The sequence below is a fragment of the Streptomyces specialis genome (assembly GCF_001493375.1).
In the GTDB taxonomy this organism is placed as follows: domain Bacteria; phylum Actinomycetota; class Actinomycetes; order Streptomycetales; family Streptomycetaceae; genus Streptomyces; species Streptomyces specialis.
The window spans coordinates 715843-734484 of the sequence record NZ_LN929895.1; the positions used below are offsets into that span (position 1 = coordinate 715843).

At 72.8% G+C, this 18642-nt stretch carries 18 protein-coding genes and 1 pseudogene; 11 read left to right on the forward strand and 8 right to left on the reverse strand.

Annotated elements, in window-relative coordinates; genetic code table 11:
- From BN2279_RS18015 to BN2279_RS18035, 5 genes are all read left to right on the forward strand, one after another.
- Complete coding sequence (locus tag BN2279_RS18015; RefSeq protein WP_059010786.1) at positions 1-798, forward strand: type III pantothenate kinase; 798 nt, start codon at positions 1-3, stop codon at positions 796-798.
- Positions 799-1197: 399 nt separating this feature from the next.
- Positions 1198-1572 carry a BlaI/MecI/CopY family transcriptional regulator gene (locus BN2279_RS18020; RefSeq protein ID WP_059010974.1) on the forward strand — a complete coding sequence of 125 codons (375 nt, stop codon included), beginning with the start codon at positions 1198-1200 and terminating at the stop codon, positions 1570-1572.
- Between the two features lie 10 nt (positions 1573-1582).
- Positions 1583-2101, forward strand: a complete 519-nt coding sequence (locus tag BN2279_RS18025) for an amino-acid N-acetyltransferase (protein WP_059010788.1) — start codon at positions 1583-1585, stop codon at positions 2099-2101.
- Between the two features lie 162 nt (positions 2102-2263).
- The gene (locus BN2279_RS18030; protein ID WP_059010790.1) at positions 2264-2614 is read left to right on the forward strand and encodes a histone-like nucleoid-structuring protein Lsr2; all 351 of its coding nucleotides are present in this window, start codon (positions 2264-2266) and stop codon (positions 2612-2614) included.
- Between the two features lie 553 nt (positions 2615-3167).
- Entirely contained in the window at positions 3168-5693 is a 2526-nt protein-coding gene (locus BN2279_RS18035; RefSeq protein WP_059010792.1) for an ATP-dependent Clp protease ATP-binding subunit, read from the forward strand.
- Positions 5694-5781: 88 nt separating this feature from the next.
- On the opposite strand, the gene BN2279_RS18040 is transcribed toward BN2279_RS18035, so the two are convergent.
- Positions 5782-6189 carry a type II toxin-antitoxin system VapC family toxin gene (locus BN2279_RS18040; protein ID WP_059010794.1) on the reverse strand — a complete coding sequence of 136 codons (408 nt, stop codon included), beginning with the start codon at positions 6187-6189 and terminating at the stop codon, positions 5782-5784.
- Between the two features lie 7 nt (positions 6190-6196).
- The gene (locus BN2279_RS18045; protein WP_059010975.1) at positions 6197-6460 is read right to left on the reverse strand and encodes a type II toxin-antitoxin system Phd/YefM family antitoxin; all 264 of its coding nucleotides are present in this window, start codon (positions 6458-6460) and stop codon (positions 6197-6199) included.
- 161 nt (positions 6461-6621) lie between these two features.
- Between BN2279_RS18045 and BN2279_RS18050 the strand changes: the two genes are divergently transcribed.
- From BN2279_RS18050 to BN2279_RS18060, 3 genes are read left to right on the forward strand one after another with little or no spacing between them, the layout of a single operon-like run.
- On the forward strand, positions 6622-6843 hold the full coding sequence (locus tag BN2279_RS18050; RefSeq protein WP_059010796.1) for a hypothetical protein: 222 nt from the start codon (positions 6622-6624) through the stop codon (positions 6841-6843).
- A 30-nt stretch (positions 6844-6873) separates the two neighbouring features.
- Positions 6874-7467, forward strand: coding sequence for a DNA-3-methyladenine glycosylase I (locus tag BN2279_RS18055; RefSeq protein WP_059010797.1), 594 nt, complete (start codon positions 6874-6876; stop codon positions 7465-7467).
- Complete coding sequence (locus BN2279_RS18060; RefSeq protein WP_059010799.1) at positions 7464-7943, forward strand: tetratricopeptide repeat protein; 480 nt, start codon at positions 7464-7466, stop codon at positions 7941-7943. Before BN2279_RS18055 ends, BN2279_RS18060 begins: the two co-directional genes overlap by 4 nt.
- A 34-nt stretch (positions 7944-7977) precedes the next feature.
- Here the strand turns inward: BN2279_RS18060 and BN2279_RS18065 are convergent.
- A pseudogene (locus BN2279_RS18065) lies at positions 7978-8268 on the reverse strand (helix-turn-helix transcriptional regulator); the annotation flags it as partial.
- A 1219-nt stretch (positions 8269-9487) separates the two neighbouring features.
- Between BN2279_RS18065 and BN2279_RS18075 the strand changes: the two are divergent.
- Positions 9488-9913, forward strand: coding sequence for an ATP-binding protein (locus BN2279_RS18075; RefSeq protein ID WP_059010805.1), 426 nt, complete (start codon positions 9488-9490; stop codon positions 9911-9913).
- A gap of 552 nt (positions 9914-10465) precedes the next feature.
- Here BN2279_RS18075 and BN2279_RS18085 read toward each other — a convergent pair.
- A complete protein-coding gene (locus BN2279_RS18085) occupies positions 10466-11422 on the reverse strand; it encodes an HhH-GPD family protein (RefSeq protein ID WP_059010807.1) in 957 nt (318 codons plus the stop codon).
- Positions 11423-11576: 154 nt separating this feature from the next.
- Here BN2279_RS18085 and BN2279_RS18090 point away from each other — a divergent pair, with 154 nt between their 5' ends.
- Complete coding sequence (locus tag BN2279_RS18090) at positions 11577-12395, forward strand: DUF4232 domain-containing protein (RefSeq protein WP_059010809.1); 819 nt, start codon at positions 11577-11579, stop codon at positions 12393-12395.
- 26 nt (positions 12396-12421) lie between these two features.
- On the opposite strand, the gene disA is transcribed toward BN2279_RS18090, so the two are convergent.
- A complete protein-coding gene (gene disA, locus BN2279_RS18095; RefSeq protein WP_059010978.1) occupies positions 12422-13486 on the reverse strand; it encodes a DNA integrity scanning diadenylate cyclase DisA in 1065 nt (354 codons plus the stop codon).
- A gap of 231 nt (positions 13487-13717) precedes the next feature.
- Positions 13718-15115 (reverse strand): DNA repair protein RadA, encoded by a 1398-nt coding sequence (radA, locus tag BN2279_RS18100; protein ID WP_059010811.1) that lies wholly within the window; start codon positions 15113-15115, stop codon positions 13718-13720.
- 242 nt (positions 15116-15357) lie between these two features.
- Between radA and BN2279_RS18105 the strand changes: the two genes are divergently transcribed.
- Positions 15358-17001 (forward strand): BACON domain-containing protein, encoded by a 1644-nt coding sequence (locus tag BN2279_RS18105; RefSeq protein WP_059010813.1) that lies wholly within the window; start codon positions 15358-15360, stop codon positions 16999-17001.
- Positions 17002-17014: 13 nt separating this feature from the next.
- On the opposite strand, the gene BN2279_RS18110 is transcribed toward BN2279_RS18105, so the two are convergent.
- Together BN2279_RS18110 and BN2279_RS18115 are read right to left on the reverse strand one after the other, a co-directional pair.
- Positions 17015-17761 (reverse strand): TetR/AcrR family transcriptional regulator, encoded by a 747-nt coding sequence (locus BN2279_RS18110; protein ID WP_079032264.1) that lies wholly within the window; start codon positions 17759-17761, stop codon positions 17015-17017.
- Positions 17762-17798: 37 nt separating this feature from the next.
- Positions 17799-18629, reverse strand: coding sequence for a sugar phosphate isomerase/epimerase family protein (locus tag BN2279_RS18115; protein WP_059010815.1), 831 nt, complete (start codon positions 18627-18629; stop codon positions 17799-17801).
- Positions 18630-18642 lie beyond the last annotated feature (13 nt).

Consider the following 18642-nt stretch of genomic DNA (forward strand, 5'->3'; position numbering starts at 1 on the left):
ATGCTGCTCACTATCGACGTCGGCAACACCCACACGGTCCTCGGTCTCTTCGACGGCGAGGAGATCGTGGAGCACTGGCGCATCTCCACCGAGTCCCGCCGTACCGCCGACGAGCTGGCCGTGCTCCTGCAGGGCCTGATGGGCATGCATCCGCTGCTCGGCGAGGAGCTGGGCGACGGCATCGACGGCATCGCCATCTGCTCCACGGTCCCCTCCGTGCTGCACGAGCTGCGCGAGGTGACCCGGCGGTACTACGGCGACATCCCGGCCGTGCTGGTCGAGCCTGGCGTCAAGACGGGGGTGCCGATCCTCACCGACAACCCCAAGGAGGTCGGCGCCGACCGCATCATCAACGCGGTCGCGGCGGTCGAGCTGTACGGCGGCCCCTGCATCGTCGTGGACTTCGGCACGGCCACCACCTACGACGCGGTCTCCGCGCGCGGCGAGTACGCGGGCGGGGCGATCGCACCCGGCATCGAGATCTCCGTCGAGGCCCTGGGCCTGCGCGGCGCCCAGTTGCGCAAGGTGGAGCTGGCCCGGCCGCGCCACGTCATCGGCAAGAACACCGTGGAGTCGATGCAGTCCGGCATCCTGTACGGATTCGCCGGACAGGTGGACGGCATGGTCGAGCGCATGTCGCGGGAGCTGGCCGACGACCCGGACGACGTGACGGTGATCGCGACGGGCGGGCTCGCCCCGATGGTCCTGCGCGAGTCCACGGTCATCGACGAGCACGAGCCCTGGCTGACCCTGGTGGGCCTCCGGCTGGTCTACGAGCGGAACGTCTCCCGTTCCTGACCCGGTTCCCCGCCGCCCGGCGCGCGGGGAGCCGGAACACGCCGCCGCCGACGCAATGGCGAGCGATTTGTCTGCTTACCACTTAATGTCGGTTTATGGTTACGTCCAACGGTTCCCAGGGTTCCCCCACCCCAGGCGGTGACGGGGACCAGAACGCCGAACAGCGCCCGCGCCGCCCCGTGCCGACCCCCGCGGAGGTCTTCCCGCCGCGCCGCAAGCGGCCGGCGGCCCCCGTCGCGCCGCCCGCGCCGCCCGGCGAGGGGCCGGGCGGAGGAAGCGAGGGACGCGGGGAGAACTCCGCCCAGAGCGGTCGGTAGTCTGTCGGACGGCTCAAACCGAGCGCGTCCAAGGAGGCCGACCGCTGTGGACTACGTCGCCGCACTCTTCCCGCCCACCGTGATGACCCGTGTATGGGAGTGGAACCGGCCCGTCACCGTGCGGGAAGTTCTCGAAGATCTGCGGCGTGAGCGTTCGATCGCCTATACGACGGTGATGACCGTCCTGGACAACCTCCATCAGAAGGGCTGGGTCCGCCGCGAGCAGGAGGGGCGGGCCTATCGCTATGAGGCGGGCTCCACTCGCGCCGCCTACTCGGCGGCTTTGATGAATGACGCATGGACCGAGAGCGACAAGGCCGCGGCGGCGCTCGTCGCTTTCTTCGGGATGATGTCGGCCGAGCAGACGGAGGCATTGCGCGACGCGCTGCGCGTCGTGGATGTCCCCGGTGTACAGGTCGCCGCCCCCGAAGGCGAAGGCGAAGCCACGCAGCGATAGCCTCCGGCTTGTGCCCGAAACCTCAACGGAAGTCACCGTCCGCCGCGCCAGGACCACGGATGTCCGCGCGGTGCGCCACCTCATCGATGTCTACTCACGCGACGGGTTCCTGCTCGACAAGGCGACGGTGACGCTTTACGAGGACATTCAGGAGTTCTGGGTGGCCGAGCGGGACCACGACGCCCGGGTGGTGGCCTGCGGCGCTCTGCACGTCATGTGGGAAGACCTGGCCGAGGTGCGCACGCTCGCGGTGGATCCGCTCCTGAAGGGCCAGGGAGTAGGGCATCGCGTGCTGGAGAAGTTGCTCCAGACGGCACGGTGGCTCGGTGTCCGGCGCATTTTCTGCCTCACCTTCGAAGTCGAGTTCTTCGCCCGGCACGGCTTCCGCGAGATCGGTGAGACCCCGGTGGACGGTGATGTGTACAGCGAGCTGCTGCGTTCCTATGACGAGGGAGTAGCCGAGTTCCTGGGGCTGGAACGGGTCAAGCCCAACACATTGGGTAACAGCAGGATGCTGCTGCATCTCTGACGGAAGCGACGCATGGCCGTTATGTCCGGATCGTCCGCCCGTGTCTTATCGGATGCCCGGTAATCCCGCACCTGGGGTTTGTGTTTTCCCAGCCCTAGCGGTTTGATTACGTCCGCAGTACAACAGCAGTGGTATTCGGCGACATGAATGAGGAGTAGCCCCGTGGCACAGAAGGTTCAGGTCCTTCTCCTCGATGACCTCAGCGGCGGCGAGGCGGACGAGACCGTAACGTTCGCGCTCGACGGCAAGACTTACGAGATCGACCTCAACTCCGATAACGCGGACAAGCTCCGTGAGGCCCTTGAGCCCTATGTCAAGGCCGGCCGCCGCGCCGGTGGGGCGCGGGCCGCCCGTGGCCGTACCCGTACCCCGGCGGCTCCCGCGGCCGGTGGCGGCGCGAGCCAGGACACCGCGAAAATCCGCGCCTGGGCCAAGGAAAACGGATACGAGGTCAATGACCGCGGCCGTGTTCCCGCCAACATTCGCGAGGCGTACGAGAAGGCAGGCGTCTGAAGTCGCACACCGGCCGGAGCGCGTCCGGCGAGTCCGGGCAGGCCGTTCGGCCGGGTCCCGGGTCCGGGGGGCCGCGATCATGTGAGCGGCCCCCCGAGGTGTGCCCGGGGGCCGAATCGCGAGTGTCCTGCGTGGGCGACCCGCTCCCGTACGGAAGAGTTACGCGGTGTCTGCGACCGACCGCGTCAGGTGTTCGCGTTCGCCTGTAGCGGATGTCCGTGGCTGATGCGGCATGGAGTGTCAGCCTGGAGGGGTAGGCAGTTCATAACGGACGATGGGCCACTCACGGATGAGGGGGCGGTAGCGGTGGGTCCGGGTGTGTCGCGCGGCGGCGTTCGCCGACGGCGTAGCCATCCGGAGTGCTGGTACTTGGCCTGCGGGAACATCGTCTCGCACCATCGGGTTGGAACTGTTGTCGCCTGTTCGGGGCACGCCGCCGGGGACAGGAGCAGACAGTTGGAATGAGCGGTCCCCCGTTGCGGGACTAAGCTGCGGAAGGACAGGGAGGGGACCGACCCCTTTACTGCCTGACCGCTCTGAGGAGCGATTAACGATGTTCGAGAGGTTCACCGACCGCGCGCGGCGGGTTGTCGTCCTGGCTCAGGAAGAAGCCCGGATGCTCAACCACAACTACATCGGCACCGAGCACATCCTCCTGGGCCTGATCCACGAGGGTGAGGGTGTCGCCGCTAAGGCCCTGGAGAGCCTCGGGATCTCGCTTGAGGCGGTCCGCCAGCAGGTCGAGGAGATCATCGGCCAGGGCCAGCAGGCCCCGTCCGGGCACATCCCCTTCACCCCCCGGGCCAAGAAGGTTCTGGAGCTCTCGCTCCGCGAGGCCCTCCAGCTCGGCCACAACTACATCGGCACCGAGCACATCCTGCTCGGCCTGATCCGCGAGGGCGAGGGCGTCGCCGCCCAGGTCCTGGTGAAGCTGGGTGCCGACCTCAACCGGGTGCGGCAGCAGGTCATCCAGCTCCTGTCCGGTTACTCGGGCGGCAAGGAGGCCGCGACCGCGGGCGCCCCCGCCGAGGGCACCCCGTCGACCTCCCTGGTGCTGGACCAGTTCGGCCGCAATCTCACCCAGGCCGCCCGCGAGACCAAGCTCGACCCGGTCATCGGGCGCGAGAAGGAAATCGAGCGGGTCATGCAGGTGCTCTCCCGGCGCACCAAGAACAACCCGGTCCTCATCGGCGAGCCCGGCGTCGGCAAGACGGCCGTCGTCGAGGGGCTGGCCCAGGCCATCGTCAAGGGCGAGGTGCCCGAGACCCTCAAGGACAAGCACCTCTACACCCTGGACCTCGGCGCCCTGGTCGCCGGCTCCCGGTACCGCGGTGACTTCGAGGAGCGCCTGAAGAAGGTCCTCAAGGAGATCCGCACCCGCGGCGACATCATCCTGTTCATCGACGAGCTGCACACCCTGGTGGGCGCGGGCGCGGCCGAGGGCGCGATCGACGCCGCCAGCATCCTGAAGCCGATGCTGGCCCGGGGCGAGCTGCAGACCATCGGTGCCACCACGCTGGACGAGTACCGCAAGTACCTGGAGAAGGACGCGGCCCTGGAGCGCCGCTTCCAGCCGATCCAGGTCGCCGAGCCGTCCCTGCCCCACACGATCGAGATCCTGAAGGGCCTGCGCGACCGGTACGAGGCGCACCACCGCGTCTCGATCACCGACGCCGCGCTGGTGGCCGCGGCCCAGCTCGCGGACCGGTACATCTCGGACCGGTTCCTGCCCGACAAGGCGATCGACCTCATCGACGAGGCGGGCTCCCGGATGCGCATCCGCCGGATGACCGCGCCGCCGGACCTGCGGGAGTTCGACGAGAAGATCGCCAACGTGCGCCGCGAGAAGGAGTCCGCGATCGACTCGCAGGACTTCGAGAAGGCCGCCTCGCTCCGCGACAACGAGAAGCAGCTCCTCGCCGCGAAGGCCCAGCGGGAGAAGGAGTGGAAGTCCGGCGACATGGACGTCGTGGCGGAGGTGGACGAGGAGCTGATCGCCGAGGTCCTGGCCGCTTCCACCGGCATCCCGGTCTTCAAGCTCACCGAGGAGGAGTCCTCGCGTCTGCTCCGCATGGAGGACGAGCTGCACAAGCGCGTCATCGGCCAGGAGGACGCCATCAAGGCGCTCTCCCAGGCCATCCGGCGGACCCGGGCCGGTCTGAAGGACCCCAAGCGCCCCGGTGGCTCGTTCATCTTCGCCGGCCCGTCCGGTGTCGGTAAGACCGAGCTGTCCAAGACGCTGGCGGAGTTCCTCTTCGGCGACGAGGACGCGCTGATCTCCCTCGACATGTCGGAGTTCGGCGAGAAGCACACCGTCTCCCGGCTGTTCGGCTCCCCCCCCGGCTACGTCGGGTACGAGGAGGGTGGCCAGCTCACGGAGAAGGTGCGCCGGAAGCCGTTCTCGGTGGTGCTGTTCGACGAGGTCGAGAAGGCCCACCCGGACATCTTCAACTCGCTGCTCCAGATCCTGGAGGACGGTCGTCTGACCGACTCCCAGGGCCGGGTCGTCGACTTCAAGAACACCGTCATCATCATGACGACGAACCTCGGCACCCGGGACATCTCCAAGGGCTTCAACATGGGCTTCGCGGTGGCCGGCGACGTGACCACCGGGTACGAGCGCATGAAGGCCAAGGTCAACGACGAGCTGAAGCAGCACTTCCGGCCCGAGTTCCTCAACCGTGTGGACGACACGGTCGTCTTCCACCAGCTCACCCAGGACGACATCATCAAGATCGTCGACCTGATGGTGGCGCAGGTGGACGACCGCCTGCGGGACCGGGACATGGGCATCGAGCTGAGCACCGAGGCCAAGCAGCTCCTCGCCAAGCGCGGCTACGACCCCGTGCTCGGCGCCCGGCCGCTGCGCAGGACGATCCAGCGGGACATCGAGGACATCCTGTCCGAGAAGATCCTCTTCGGTGAGCTGCGCCCGGGCCACATCGTGGTGGTGGACACCGAGGGCGAGGACAAGGACCAGGTCTTCACCTTCCGGGGTGAGGAGAAGTCCTCCCTGCCGGACGTGCCGCCGGTGGAGCAGGCGGCCAAGGGCGGTCCGAACCTCTCCAAGGGCGAGTGACCCCCCGCTGATCGGCTGAACGACACCGACGCCCCCGTGGCCCGCTTCAGGGTCACGGGGGCGTCGGCGCGTCCGGGCGCGGTGGGCGTCAGGGGCGGAACGGGTTCCGTACGCGGCAGCCCGTGTGTGCGACATCCTTCACGTTCCGCGTGACCAGGGTCAGGTCGTGGACCAGGGCCGTCGCCGCCAGCAGGCCGTCTATGGCGGGGACCCGGCGGGCGGCGCTCAGGCGGCCCCACGCTTCGGCGATGTCGGCCGTCACCGGCAGGACGCGGTCCGCGTAACGGTGGCGCAGGTCGTCCAGCCACAGGTCCAGCGCCGCGGCCCGGGCGGCGTCGCGGTGCCGGATGTTCTCCACACCCTTGCGGATCTCGCCGACGATCAGCGTGCTGAGATGGACGGAACGGTCGGGGACGCCACGGATCCACGCGGCGACCCGCGGATCGGGGCGGTGCCTGCGCAGCTCGGACACCACGTTCGTGTCGAGCAGGTACATCGCCCGCTCAGTCCTCTCCGAAGTCCACGGCGCGCGGCAGGTCGCGGGCGGCCACGGCGGCCTCCAGCTCGGCCGCCAGCTCGTCGTCATGGCCTTCCAGCAGGAAGTCCCGCAGGTCGAGGCGCTCGCCGCGCAGACGGTGATACTCCCGGATGTCGAGGATCACGGCGACCTCCTCGCCGTGCCGGGTGACGAGCTGGGGCTCCCCGGCGGTCGCCTGCCGGAGCACCTCGCTGAACCGCTGCTTGGCTTCCTGAACCTGCCAGTGCATCGCGTCCACGCCCTTCGCGCTCGCTTCTCACTCCCGATTCTGTCCAGTCTGGACAGAGCCGAACCCACGGTAGCAGGGTGCGGTCCCGGCGGACCGGACGGAGGATGGGGGGTGGGGGCGGGCCGGACGCTGGGACGCGGTGAGGACGGAGGTCGGTCGCCATGCGGCATCTGATGCGCGCCGAGTACGAGAACGCGGAGCCGGAGGCCGGCCGGCCGGGGCCGGTGAAGACCTGGCACATGGTGCGCGGGGAGGAGGCCGTCGCGATGTGCGGGCGGGCGCTGCGGCCCGGGGCGCGGTCGCTCTCGGACGAGGAGTGGGGCCGGACGGCGGAACCGTTCTGCCACACCTGCGGCGCCCTGTATCTGCGTGAGGTTCCCTGACTGTCAGACCCCTGCGGCAGACTGCGGGGTATGGAGACGACGCTGGCGTCGGCGGTGGCCGGGGCGGACGGGCTGCCGCGCTGCCCCTGGGGCGTGGCCCCGGAGGACTACCGGGAGTACCACGACACGGAGTGGGGGCGCGCGGTCCGGGGGGACGACGCGCTGTTCGAGCGGCTGTGCCTGGAGGCGTTCCAGTCCGGCCTTTCCTGGCTGACGATCCTGCGCCGCAGAGAGGGCTTCCGGGCGGCGTTCGACGGGTTCGTGGTCGCCAAGGTCGCGGCGTTCACCGAGGAGGACGTGGAGCGCCTCCTGGGCGATCCGGGGATCATCAGGAACCGGGCGAAGATCGAGGCGACCGTGGGCAACGCCCGGGTGGCCGCCGGGTGGGCCGAGGGCGAGCTGACGGACCTGATCTGGTCCTTCGCGCCGGAGGCGGAGGGCCGGCCCGCGCCGCGCGGCCCCGGGGAGATACCGGCGACGACGCCCGAGTCCGTGGCGCTGTCCAGGACGCTGAAGAAGCGCGGCTTCCGGTTCGTCGGGCCCACCACGGCGTATGCCCTGATGCAGGCGTGCGGGCTGGTCAACGACCATCTGGCCGAGTGTCATGTCAGGGAGCGGATATGAGCGACTGGCAGCGGCGGGCCGCGCGGCTGTGGGACGCCTTCGACGCGCACGACCCGGCCGGTTTCCGGGACGCCATGCGGCGGCTCGTCGCCGAGCTGCCCGTGGACGACCCGGTGGGGCTGTTCGAGCTGGCCTCCGCGCACGACGCCACGGACCGGGAGTCCGAGGCCGCCGTGCTGTACCGGCGGGCGCTGGCCGCCGGGCTGGGCGGCGCCCTGCGGCGGCAGGCGGTGATCCAGCTCGCCAGCACCCTGCGGAACCTGGGGGAGGCCGAGGAGAGCGTCGCGCTGCTGCGGCACGAGCGGGCGGAAGGCTCGGACGAGCTGGACGGCGCGGTGGACGCGTTCCTCGCCCTGGCGCTGACGGACACGGGCCGGGAGCGGGAGGCGGTGGCGCTGCTGCTGCGGGCCCTCGCGCCGCACCTGCCGAGGTACCGGGAGCCGGTGGAGAGCCGGGCGGCGGGACTGACGGGCTGACCGGGCCCGTGGGCCGGGCGGGCCGTCCCGCCGCTCAGTGCGGGGCGCCGCGCCGGTAGCGGCCGGGGGCCAGCCCGTAGGCGCGTTTGAACGCCTTGGCGAAGGCGAACTCCGAGGAGTACCCGACGCGCTGCGCCACCGCGCTGAGCGGCGCGTCCGACTCGCGCAGCAGCCGCCCGGCGATCGTCATCCGCCACCAGGTCAGATAGGCCAGCGGGGACTCGCCCACGAGCGTGGTGAAGCGCTGTGCGAAGACCGACCGCGACAGCCCGCCGCGCATGCCCAGCTCCTCCACCGTCCAGGGGCGGGCCGGCTCGGCGTGGATGCCCTCCTGGCTCTTATCAACATATTCGAGCCCCCGGGACAGGCCGGAAGCTCGCATGCCGCCTTCTGTTTCAAGAAAATAATCACTCAAATCATTGGTCTTCTCATAAAACACATCTAATCTGTCGTCCGCCACACTAAGCCTGTCACAAACGATTCACTAACCTGTATTCAGATTAACGCTAGAACCAACGTCATTACGTTGGTTGATGTTATGTAGTCAGCCAGAAGTCGGCATACGATATTTCTGCCTGTCTCGTGGGCTCGGGAATGTGTATAAGAGACAGGGATGTACAGCAGCATCGCGTCCACCAGGGCGGGCACCACGCCGTCGCGGCCGGGCCTGCGCTCGTCCAGCTCGGCGCCGAGCAGCCCGGTCATCGCGTGCAGCGCGCCGTGCCGCCCCGGCCGGGCGGGCAGGTGGACGACGCGGGGCAGCTCGCACAGCAGCGGGTGCGGGCGGCCGTTCCCCAACTGGTAGGCGCCGCACAGCAGCATGGTGCGGGCCCCGGGGCCGTCGATGCGGACCTGCCCGATCGGGGACGTCGGGTCCTGGCGGTCCGGCATGAAGTCGGCCAGCGGCGTGGCCGGGTCGTCGGCCAGCCCGTGGGCGCTTCCGTCCCGGAGGAACACGATGTCGCCCGTCGTCAGCGGCAGGGGAGCGCCGCCCTCGTGCGGCACCAGCCAGCAGGTGCCCTGGAGAACCACGTGGAAGGAGGCCCCGTCGATGGCCGGGAACCGCAGCCCCCAGGGTGCCCGCGCCTCGGTCCTGGCGGAGGTGGACGTGCCGACGCGCATCGCGGACAAGGCATCGGCCAGGACATCCATGGGGCTGATTCTACGGTCAACGATCCACCCTCGACGGAGGATCGGATATGAAACTAGGGTGTGGGGATATTCATCGTCCGTGAAGGTGCCCCCGGATGGGCCGCACGTTCTCCTCACACGATGAAGGGACCAGGCCATGACCACGCCGGTGACGGGGGCGGCGCTCCTCGCCCTTGGCGCGTGCCGGCGGATTCACGCCGGTCACCGGCGCGGTGGTACGGGTGACGGGCCGTCCGGTCCTGACCCTCGCGGCCCACGCGGCGGAGCGGGCGCCGCGCCGGAAGTTCACTCCCCGGTAAGAAATCCGGCCAGGAAGAGGGCGAAACGGGTTGGTCCGGGCAGGAGATGGCACACGTAAGGAGGTTGACGGCTGAGTAACTGAGGAGCACGGCATGTGCCTTGTCCCCGTGCGGTCCGGGACCGCCGACTTCGCCCTGCGCTTCCCGGCCCACCCCGTGTGGGTGCGCAACGCCCGCGACGCCATGCGCACGGCGCTGAGCACGGCCGTGCCGGGCAACGAAGAACTCATCGACACCGCCGTCCTGCTGACGTCGGAGGTCGTGAGCAACGCGATCAAGGCGTCCCGGCACTGCCCGACGCCGCCCCCCGTCGATGTCCACGCCTGCTGGTCCCCGGAGGGAGACCTCCAGGTGCACGTCTACGACCGCGCCCCCGGCGAACCCGACGTCCCCGACCGCTCGCCGTCAGACGACCGGGAGCACGGCCGCGGCCTGCTGCTCCTGACCCGCTGCGCCCGCAAGTGGGACGTCTGCCACCACGCCCCCGGGCCGGGGAAGATGGTCTGGTTCCAGTTGTAGGAGCGACGTCCCGCAAGTCCCGATCAGCGTGGGGCGCATGGTCGAGATCAGCAGGGTGACCAGGGTCGCCGGCGTCGTCGCCGCCGGGGGTCTGTTCGACGGGCCGGTGCGCGAGGAGTGGGCGGAGCGTTTCCTCGCCCTGCCGGGGCACCACCTGCTGGTCGCCCGTGAGCCGGCGACGGGCACCCCGGTCGGCATGATCACCGGGATCGGGATGAGCCACCCCGACAAGGGCACCGAGATGTGCCTCTACGAGCTGGGCGTCGAGGAGGACCACCGGCGCCGGGGGCATCGGCCGAGCCCTGGTCGAGGCCCTGGCGGAACTCGCCCGGGAGCGGGGCTGTTACGGGATGTGGGTGCCCGTGGACAGCGGCAACGCCGCGGCCCAGGCCACCTACCGCGCCGCGGGCGGTGTCACCGAGGGCCCGGTGACCGTCCAGGTCTGGGAGTTCGGCGAGCGATAGCCCCGCCTCTCGCCGTTCCCGCCATAGCCACCGTTGTCCGTCGTTGTCCACCGTTTCCGCTTCCGTTTCCGCGCCTCCCGGCGTGGCGTCAGCCGGTGCCCGGCAGCCGGTATCTGCCGTCGGGGAGGCGCTCCGCCAGGCCGTCGCCGACCAGTCCGTTGAGGGCGCGGATCCGCTGTTCCGGGTCGTGCCACACGCGGTCCAGGACGGAACGCGGCACCGGCGCGACCGCCTCGCGGAGCACGGCGAGCAGCTTGCCCCGCACCTGACGGTCCGTCCCGGCGTACGTCTGGCCGCGGCGGGGCGGACCCGCGTGGGCGGGGGACCCGGCCTGGCGCCAGGCGCACTGCTCGGCGATCGGGCAGCGCGCGCACTCGGGGCCGCGCGCCGTGCACAGCAGTGCGCCGAGTTCCATCGTGGCTGCCGCCCAGCGGGCCGCCGTGGCCGCCTCCTCGGGCAGGAGCATGCGGGCCAGCTTGCGTTCAGCGGCGGTGGTGGCGTTCGGCGGGTACTCGGTGCCGGTGACCGCGCGGGCGAAGACCCGCCGGACGTTGGTGTCCAGCACCGCGTGCCGCTGCCCGTAGGCGAACGAGGCGACCGCCGCCGCCGTGTACTCGCCGACGCCGGGCAGCGCGAGGAGCTGGTGATGGTCCGTGGGGACCTCGCCGCCGTGCCGTTCCGCTATGGCGGCGGCGGCGCTGTGCAGGCGCAGCGCACGGCGGGGGTAGCCGAGGCGGCCCCAGGCGCGGACGGCCTCGCCCGGCGCCTCGGCGGCCAGGTCGGCGGGGCGCGGCCAGCGGCGCAGCCACTCCTCGTACACGGGGAGCACGCGGCTGACGGGGGTCTGCTGCAGCATGAACTCGCTGACCATGACGCCCCACGCGCCCGCCTCGGGACGGCGCCAGGGCAGGTCGCGGGCGTGCTGGTCGAACCACTCGATGACCGGGGCGTGCAGGGTGGTGTGGGCGGGGGCGCCGGCTTCCGGATCGGTGATCGCCGCCGCTGTCGCTGTCGTCGTCGCTGTCGTCGATGTCGTCGCAGTCATGGCAAGGGCGATCCTGGCACGGCCTGGGCACGGCACAAAGCGGCCCGCCCCTCCCGCGTGTTGACGCGTGTTGACGGCCGTTGATACAGAACGGTGCCCTGGGAAGCGGAGGGTAGGGGGCTTTCGGGTGACAGAAGTCTCGTAAGGTTTCCGCGTGGGATCTCTGCGCACACCGGTCGGCCCGCTGCCCTCCTCCATCTACTGGCGGCGGAGGGCCGTCGTGATCGCGTTGGTCGCGCTGATCGCGGTGCTCGTCCTCTGGGCGCTGCTCTCCGGAGGCGGTGACGACGAACCCGCCGGACACGACGACGGCGCGGGCGGTCCCGCCGAATCCATCACGCCGGGACCCACCCCCTCGGAGTCCCTGATCGACGAACGGCCCGGCGGCCGTGAGGAGTCGGACTCCTCGGGCGGCGGGGACGAGGAGAGCGACGGCACCGGCGACGACGAGACCGGCGACGGCGGTGAGCAGGACGGCGGCGAGCAGGCCGGGGACGGCGCGGGCGCCGAGGAGGACGAGGCGGCGGCCGACGGCGCCGGGAGCGGCGACGGCGGCGGCCTCGATCCGGCGGGGGTGCCCCTGTGCGAGACCTCCGACCTGGAGCTCTCCCTGGTCCCGGCCGTCAACGCCTATCCCCCCGGCGAGGAGCCGGAGCTGCTGCTCACCGTGGAGAACACCTCGGGCAGCGCCTGCCGCGTGGACTTCGGCCACGGCGAACTGACCGTCACCGTCGCGGACACCGCCGACGAGCGGGTCTGGACCTCGGACCACTGCCCCGAGGGGCCCGCCTCCGAGCCCGCGGTCGTCCCGGTCGGGGGTTCGGTGACGCACCCCGTGACGTGGGACCGCAGGCACAGCACCGACGACTGCGATACCAGGGGCGACGAGGCGGCGTTCGGGACCTACGTGGCCGAGGCGGAGCTGTCCGGCCTCCCGGCGGGGCCCACGTCGTTCCGCCTGGACGAGGACTGACCGGACGAGGACCGGGGCGCGCGCCGCTACACGTACCGTTCGAGGATCGAGGACTCGGCGAGGCGGGACAGGCCCTCGCGGACCGAGCGGGCCCGCGTCTCGCCGACGCCGTCCACCGTCTGGAGGTCGTCCACGCTGGCGGCCAGCAGCTTCTGCAACCCGCCGAAGTGGTCCACCAAGCGGTCGATGACCAGCCCCGGCAGGCGCGGCACCTTCGCCAGCAGCCGGAAGCCGCGCGGCGAGACGGACGTGTCCAGGGACTCGGGGGAGGCGCTGTACCCCAGGGATCTCGCCACCAGCGACAGCTCGATCAGCTCCGCGTGGCCGAGGCCGTCCAGCTCGGCCAGCGCCGTGCCGACCTTGCGGGACCGCTTGCCCCCGGCGCCCGTGTCCGGCAGGTAGTCCCGGACGACGAGCTGCCGCTCGGGCTCCACGCCCGCGATCAGCTCGTCCAGTTGGAGCGACAGCAGCCGCCCGTCCGTGCCCAGCTCCACCACGTACTCGGCGATCTCGGCGGCGATCCGCCGCACCATCTCCAGGCGCTGCGCCACCGCCGCGACGTCCCGGACGGTGACCAGGTCCTCGATCTCCAGCGCGGAGAGCGTGCCCGTCACCTCGTCCAGCCGCAGCTTGTACCGCTCCAGGGTGGCCAGCGCCTGGTTGGCCCGGGACAGGATGGCGCCCGAGTCCTCCAGAACCCGCCGCTGGCCGTCCACATAGAGCGCGACCAGCCGCATGGACTGGCTCACCGACACCACCGGGAACCCGGTCTGGATCGAGACGCGCTGCGCCGTGCGGTGCCGGGTGCCGGTCTCCTCGGTGGGGATGCTGGGGTCGGGCACGAGCTGCACACCGGCCCGCACGATCCGGGAGATGTCGCGGTCCACGATGACCGCGCCGTCCAGCTTGCACAGCTCACGCAGCCGGGTCGCGGTGAACTCGACGTCCAGGACGAAGCCGCCCGTGCACAGGGACTCCACGGTGCGGTCCACGCCCAGGACGATGAGACCCCCGGTGTTCCCCCGCAGGATCCGCTCCAGGCCGTCGCGCAACTGCGTCCCCGGGGCGACCGCGCTCAGCGTGGCCCGCAGCAGGCCGTCCCCTCCCCGTCCCTTATACCCATCTGACGCTGCCGACGCAGCGGCGCCTGCGTACCCCCCCGCCCGCCGCACCGCCGCCCGCCGGGCGCGCCCCCGCCCCCCGGGCCCCCCCCCCCCCCGCGCCCCCCCGGGGCCGCCCCCCGCCCTGCCCGGACCCGCCGGCCGGTCGCTGGCTGCCATGCAATCCTCCGGGGGACGAGTCCGCGCTGTGCGCGTCCGAGTCTACCGGCGCACCTCCTCCCGCCCGCTTGACTCGGGGGAGCGGCCGGGCAGCACCCTGAGCGCCTCCCCGATGTCCGCGACCTCCCGCACCCGCATGCCCGGCGGGGCCTCGCCCGAGTCGGCGGGCACCAGCGCCCGTGTGAAGCCGAGCCGCGCCGCCTCCGCCAGCCGCCGCTGCACGCCCGTCACCCGGCGGACCTCGCCCGCGAGCCCGACCTCGCCGATCGCCACCAGGTTCTTCGGGAGCGGGGTGTCGCTCGCCGCGCTGGACAGCGCCAGCGCCACGGCCAGGTCGGCGGCCGGCTCCGACAGCCGCACGCCGCCCACGGTCGCGGTGTAGATGTCGTTCTTCCCCAGGGCCGATATCTGGCCGCGCTGCTCCAGCACGGCGAGCATCATCGACACCCGGGACGTCTCCAGACCGGACGTGGTGCGCCTCGGTGACGGGATCTGGCTGGCCACCGTCAGCGACTGCACCTCGACCACCAGCGGTCGGCGCCCCTCCAGCGTCACCGTCAGGCAGGTCCCCGGCACGGCCTCGTCGCGCCGGGTCAGGAACAGGCCCGAGGGGTCGGCCAGCGACGTGATGCCCTCGTCGTGCAGCTCGAAGCAGCCCACCTCGTCGGTCGCGCCGTACCGGTTCTTCACGCCGCGCACCAGGCGCAGTCGCGCGTGCCGGTCGCCCTCGAACTGGAGCACCACGTCCACCAGGTGCTCCAGCAGACGCGGCCCCGCGATCGTGCCGTCCTTCGTCACATGGCCGACCAGCAGCGTGGACATCCCGCGCTCCTTGGACGCCCGGATCAGCGCCCCGGCCACCTCCCGCACCTGCGCCACCCCGCCCGGCGCGCCGTCCACCTCGGCCGAGGCGACCGTCTGCACCGAGTCCAGCACCAGCAGCGCCGGCTTCACCGCGTCCACCTGTCCGAGCACCGAGCCCAGGTCGGTCTCCGCCGCGAGATACAGGTGGTCGCTCAGCGCGCCGATCCGGTCGGCCCGCATCCGCACCTGCCCGGCGGACTCCTCGGCCGTCACATACAGCGTCCGGTGCGACTCCGACGCCGCCTTGGCCGCCACGTCCAGCAGCAGCGTCGACTTCCCCACGCCGGGCTCACCGGCCAGCAGCACCACCGCGCCCGGCACCAGACCGCCGCCCAGCACCCGGTCCAGCTCCGGCACGCCCGTGCCGCGCGCGGTCACCGCCCGGCCGTCCACCTGGCCGATCGGCAGGGCCGGCGACGCCACCCGCGCGACCGGCACCGTCCGCACGGCGGCGGTCGCCCCGACCTCCTCGACCGTGCCCCACGCGTGGCACTCGGGACAGCGGCCCAGCCACTTCCCTGTCGTCCAGCCACACTCGCCGCACCGGTACGCCGGACGGTCGGATTTACGCGCCATGCCGGGAACGTTATCGCCCGCCACTGACACCCAACGCCCGCGCCCGCCGCGCCGGATCACCCGATAGGGGGAACATCGCGGCGGCGGCCCGGGCGGGCCCGTCCCCTATACACATCTGACGCTGCCGACGAAGAGGGTAGGGTGGAACGAGGGGCGCGACGGGCCATCGACGAGCAAGTAGCACAGCGAAGACCGTGGGCGGCCCGGGCGGGCGGGCGATGGGCGCCTAACGCCCCCCGGTGATGCCCGGTTGCCGCGAACGCCCCGCCCACGCCGCCGCCCGCGCCCCGCGCGGCGCGGACACCGCGCACCCCGCCGGGGACCGCGCCGCGGCGGCGTGGGACGACGCCCATCTGGACGGCCTGTTCACGTACTGCCTGTCCCTGATGGGCGAGCACGCCGCGGCCCCCGCGGCGCTCGGCGAGGCCCTGGCCCAGGCCGAACGGCGGCACGAGCGGGGCCGCCCGCCCGCCGACCCGGCGCTGCTGCGCCCCTGGCTCTACGCGCTGGCCCGCTGGTCCTGCCTGCGCCGCCTCGGCGCGGGCGACGGCCGGGCGGCGGCCCGGACCGTGCCGCGCGCCGCCGGCGAGGACGCCGCGCAGCGCCGCCGCGAGCTGGCGGCCCTCGGCTGGCCCGAGGCGGCGGGGGCCACCGCCGGGCAGCGGGAGGCGCTGGAGCTGGCGGTGCGGCACCAGCTCACGCGCCGCGAGGTGGCCCGGGTGCTGCGGGTGCCCGAGCAGACCGCGCGGACGCTGCTGGCCGACGGCGCCCGCGAGGTGGAGCGGACCCGCGCGGCGCTCGCCGCCGTCTCCGCGGCGAGCTGCCCGGCCGCCGCCGCGCTCTCCGGGGACGATCCGGGCCTGCTGCTCGGCCCCGGGCTCCGCCGCGAACTGCTGCGGCATGTCGCGGAGTGCCCGTCGTGCCGGCTGATCGCCCAGCGTGCCCTCGCCGGCGCGGACGGCGCCGGTGCCGCCGCGGGGGCGTCCCGGCTCGCGGTCCTGCCCGCCCCGCGCGCCGCCGTGCACGCGGCGACGCTCGCCGTGCGGCGGGCCCGCGCGCAGCACGCGCCGCGCTACGACCGGTCCGGCTTCCCGGTCACCGACCGGGACCGTGCCGCGCGCCGGGAGCGGCTGCGCGGCCGGGTCGTGACGACGACGGTGGTGGCCGCCGCGCTGGCCGCGCCGGCGCTCGCGCTGTGGGCGGCGTACCGGGCGGCGCCGGTGATCGGCGAGGCGGCGGGCCGGGACGACCCGGCCGCGGCGGCGGCCGAGGACGGGGAGTACCGGGCGGATGTCGTCCGGGAGTACCCGTACGAGAACGCGGGCCGCGCCGAGCCGGATCCGTCCGGCGCGGACGACGCCCCGGGCGGCGAGGAGCGGGACGGGAGCGAGGAGGCGGACGGCGAGCGCGCCGGGGAGGACGGCGACCGGGACCGTTCCGGCGAGGGCCAGGACCAGGACGGGGCCGTCGCCGACGGCGTGGGCGTGGACTCCGGCGGCGCGGAGCGGCCCGCGCCGGGACGGCTCGCGGTGGACGCGGTGCCGACCGAGTCGGGCTCGCGGATCACGCTGACCGCGTCGGGCGACGAGCCCGTGCGGTGGTCGGCGGCCACGGACGCCGACTGGCTCACGCTCAACCAGACCTCCGGCACGCTGAACCCGGGCGAGACCGCCGTGATCATGGTCACCGTGGACCACGCGCGGGAGCCGTCCGGCCCGTGGCAGGGGCGGATCACCATCGACCCGGCCGCGGCGGTGATCCCCGCCGAGGGCCCCGGACCCGCCGACGCCGGGCCGTCCGAGCCGCCGCCGCCCGAGCCCGCGCCCCCCGACCCGCCGCCCGCGGGCGAGCCGCCCGCGCCAGGACCGGACCCGGCGGAGGTCTGAGAACCGCCGGGTCTCAGAGACCCGGGGCCTCCCCGGTGAGGTGCTGCTGCACGACGGGGGCGACGCGGCGGATCAGGTCCTCCGCGTCGGCGTCGGCGATCGGCTCGGCCTGGAAGACCCAGCGCAGGAACGCGACGCCGATGAGCTGGGCGGCGGCCAGCTCCGTCCGCAGCTCGGCGTCGGGGGCGTCGAGGCCGTCGGTGATCCGGCCGAGGAGCTGGCGGGCGACGAAGGTGCGGAAGATGGCGGCGGCGGTCTCGTTGCTCACGGCGGAGCGGACGACGGCGAGCAGCGGGCGGCGGGTCGCCGGGTTCTCCCAGACGCCGAAGAACACGCGGGTGAGGCGCTCGCCAAGCTCCTCGGGCGGGTAGCGGGTGGCGGCGGGCAGGTTCTGCGTGGCGGGCGCGGCGGCGGCGGCCACGGCGGCGGCGAACACCTGGTCCTTGGTGCCGAAGTAGTGGTGGACGAGCGCCGGGTTCACCCCGGCGCCGCGCGCGATGGCGCGGATCGACGCCTTGTCGTAGCCGCGTTCGGCGAACTCGGTGCGCGCCGACTCCAGGATCAGCTCCCGGGCGCCCGGCCCGCCCTCGGCGGTCTGGGCGCGCGAGGGGCGGCCCCGCCCCCGGGCGGGGCGACGGGGGGCGTCCGGGGTGGACGTCCTGCCGGCTCCCCGCCGCCGGCCGGCGCGGCGGGGGCGAGGGGGGGCCGGGGGGACGCCCGGGGCTCGGGGAGGGCGGCGCGGCGGGGCGGGGGGGGGCACGCGGGGGCGGGGCGACGGGGGGCGTCCGGGGTGGACGTCATGCCGTCTCCCCGCCGCCGGCCGGCGCGGCGGCGGCGAGGTGGAGCCGGGTGAACGCCAGGGCCTCGGCGAGGTCGGCGCGGCGGGCGGCGGCGGTCATGGCGCGGCGGGTGTTGACCTCGACCACGACGTGCCCGTCGTAGCCGGTGGCGGCGAGTTGTTCCAGCAGGGCGGCGCAGGGCTGGCCGCCGCGCCCGGGGACGAGGTGCTCGTCCTTCCCGGAGCCGCGCCCGTCGGCGATGTGCACGTGCCCGAGCCGGTCGCCCATCCGGGCCACCATCGCCAGGGCGTCGTTGCGGGCGGTCGCGGTGTGCGACAGGTCGATCGTGAAGTGCGGGAAGTCCTCTTCCGTCGGGTCCCAGCCGGGCGCGTAGGCGAGCATCTCGCGGTCGCGGTAGCGCCAGGGGTACATGTTCTCCACGGCGAACCTGATGTCGGTCTCGTCCCCGAGGCGCTGGATGCCCTTGACGAAGTCGCGGGCGTAGCCGCGCTGCCAGCGGAACGGCGGATGGACGACGACGGTGGTCGCGCCCAGCCGCGCGGCTGCGTCGCGGGTGCGGAGCAGCTTGCGCCACGGGTTGGTGCCCCAGACGCGCTGGGTGATCAACAGGCAGGGCGAGTGGATCGCGAGGATCGGGACGCCGTGGTCGTCGGAGAGGCGGCGCAGGGCGTCGAGGTCCTGGCTCACCGGGTCGGTCCACACCATGACCTCGACCCCGTCGTAGCCGAGGGATCCGGCTATCTCGAAGGCCGCCGCGGTGTTCTCCGGGTACACCGACGCGGTCGACAGCGCGACCTTGGCGTCCGGAACACGAACCTGATGTGCCACGGCGCCAAGCCTA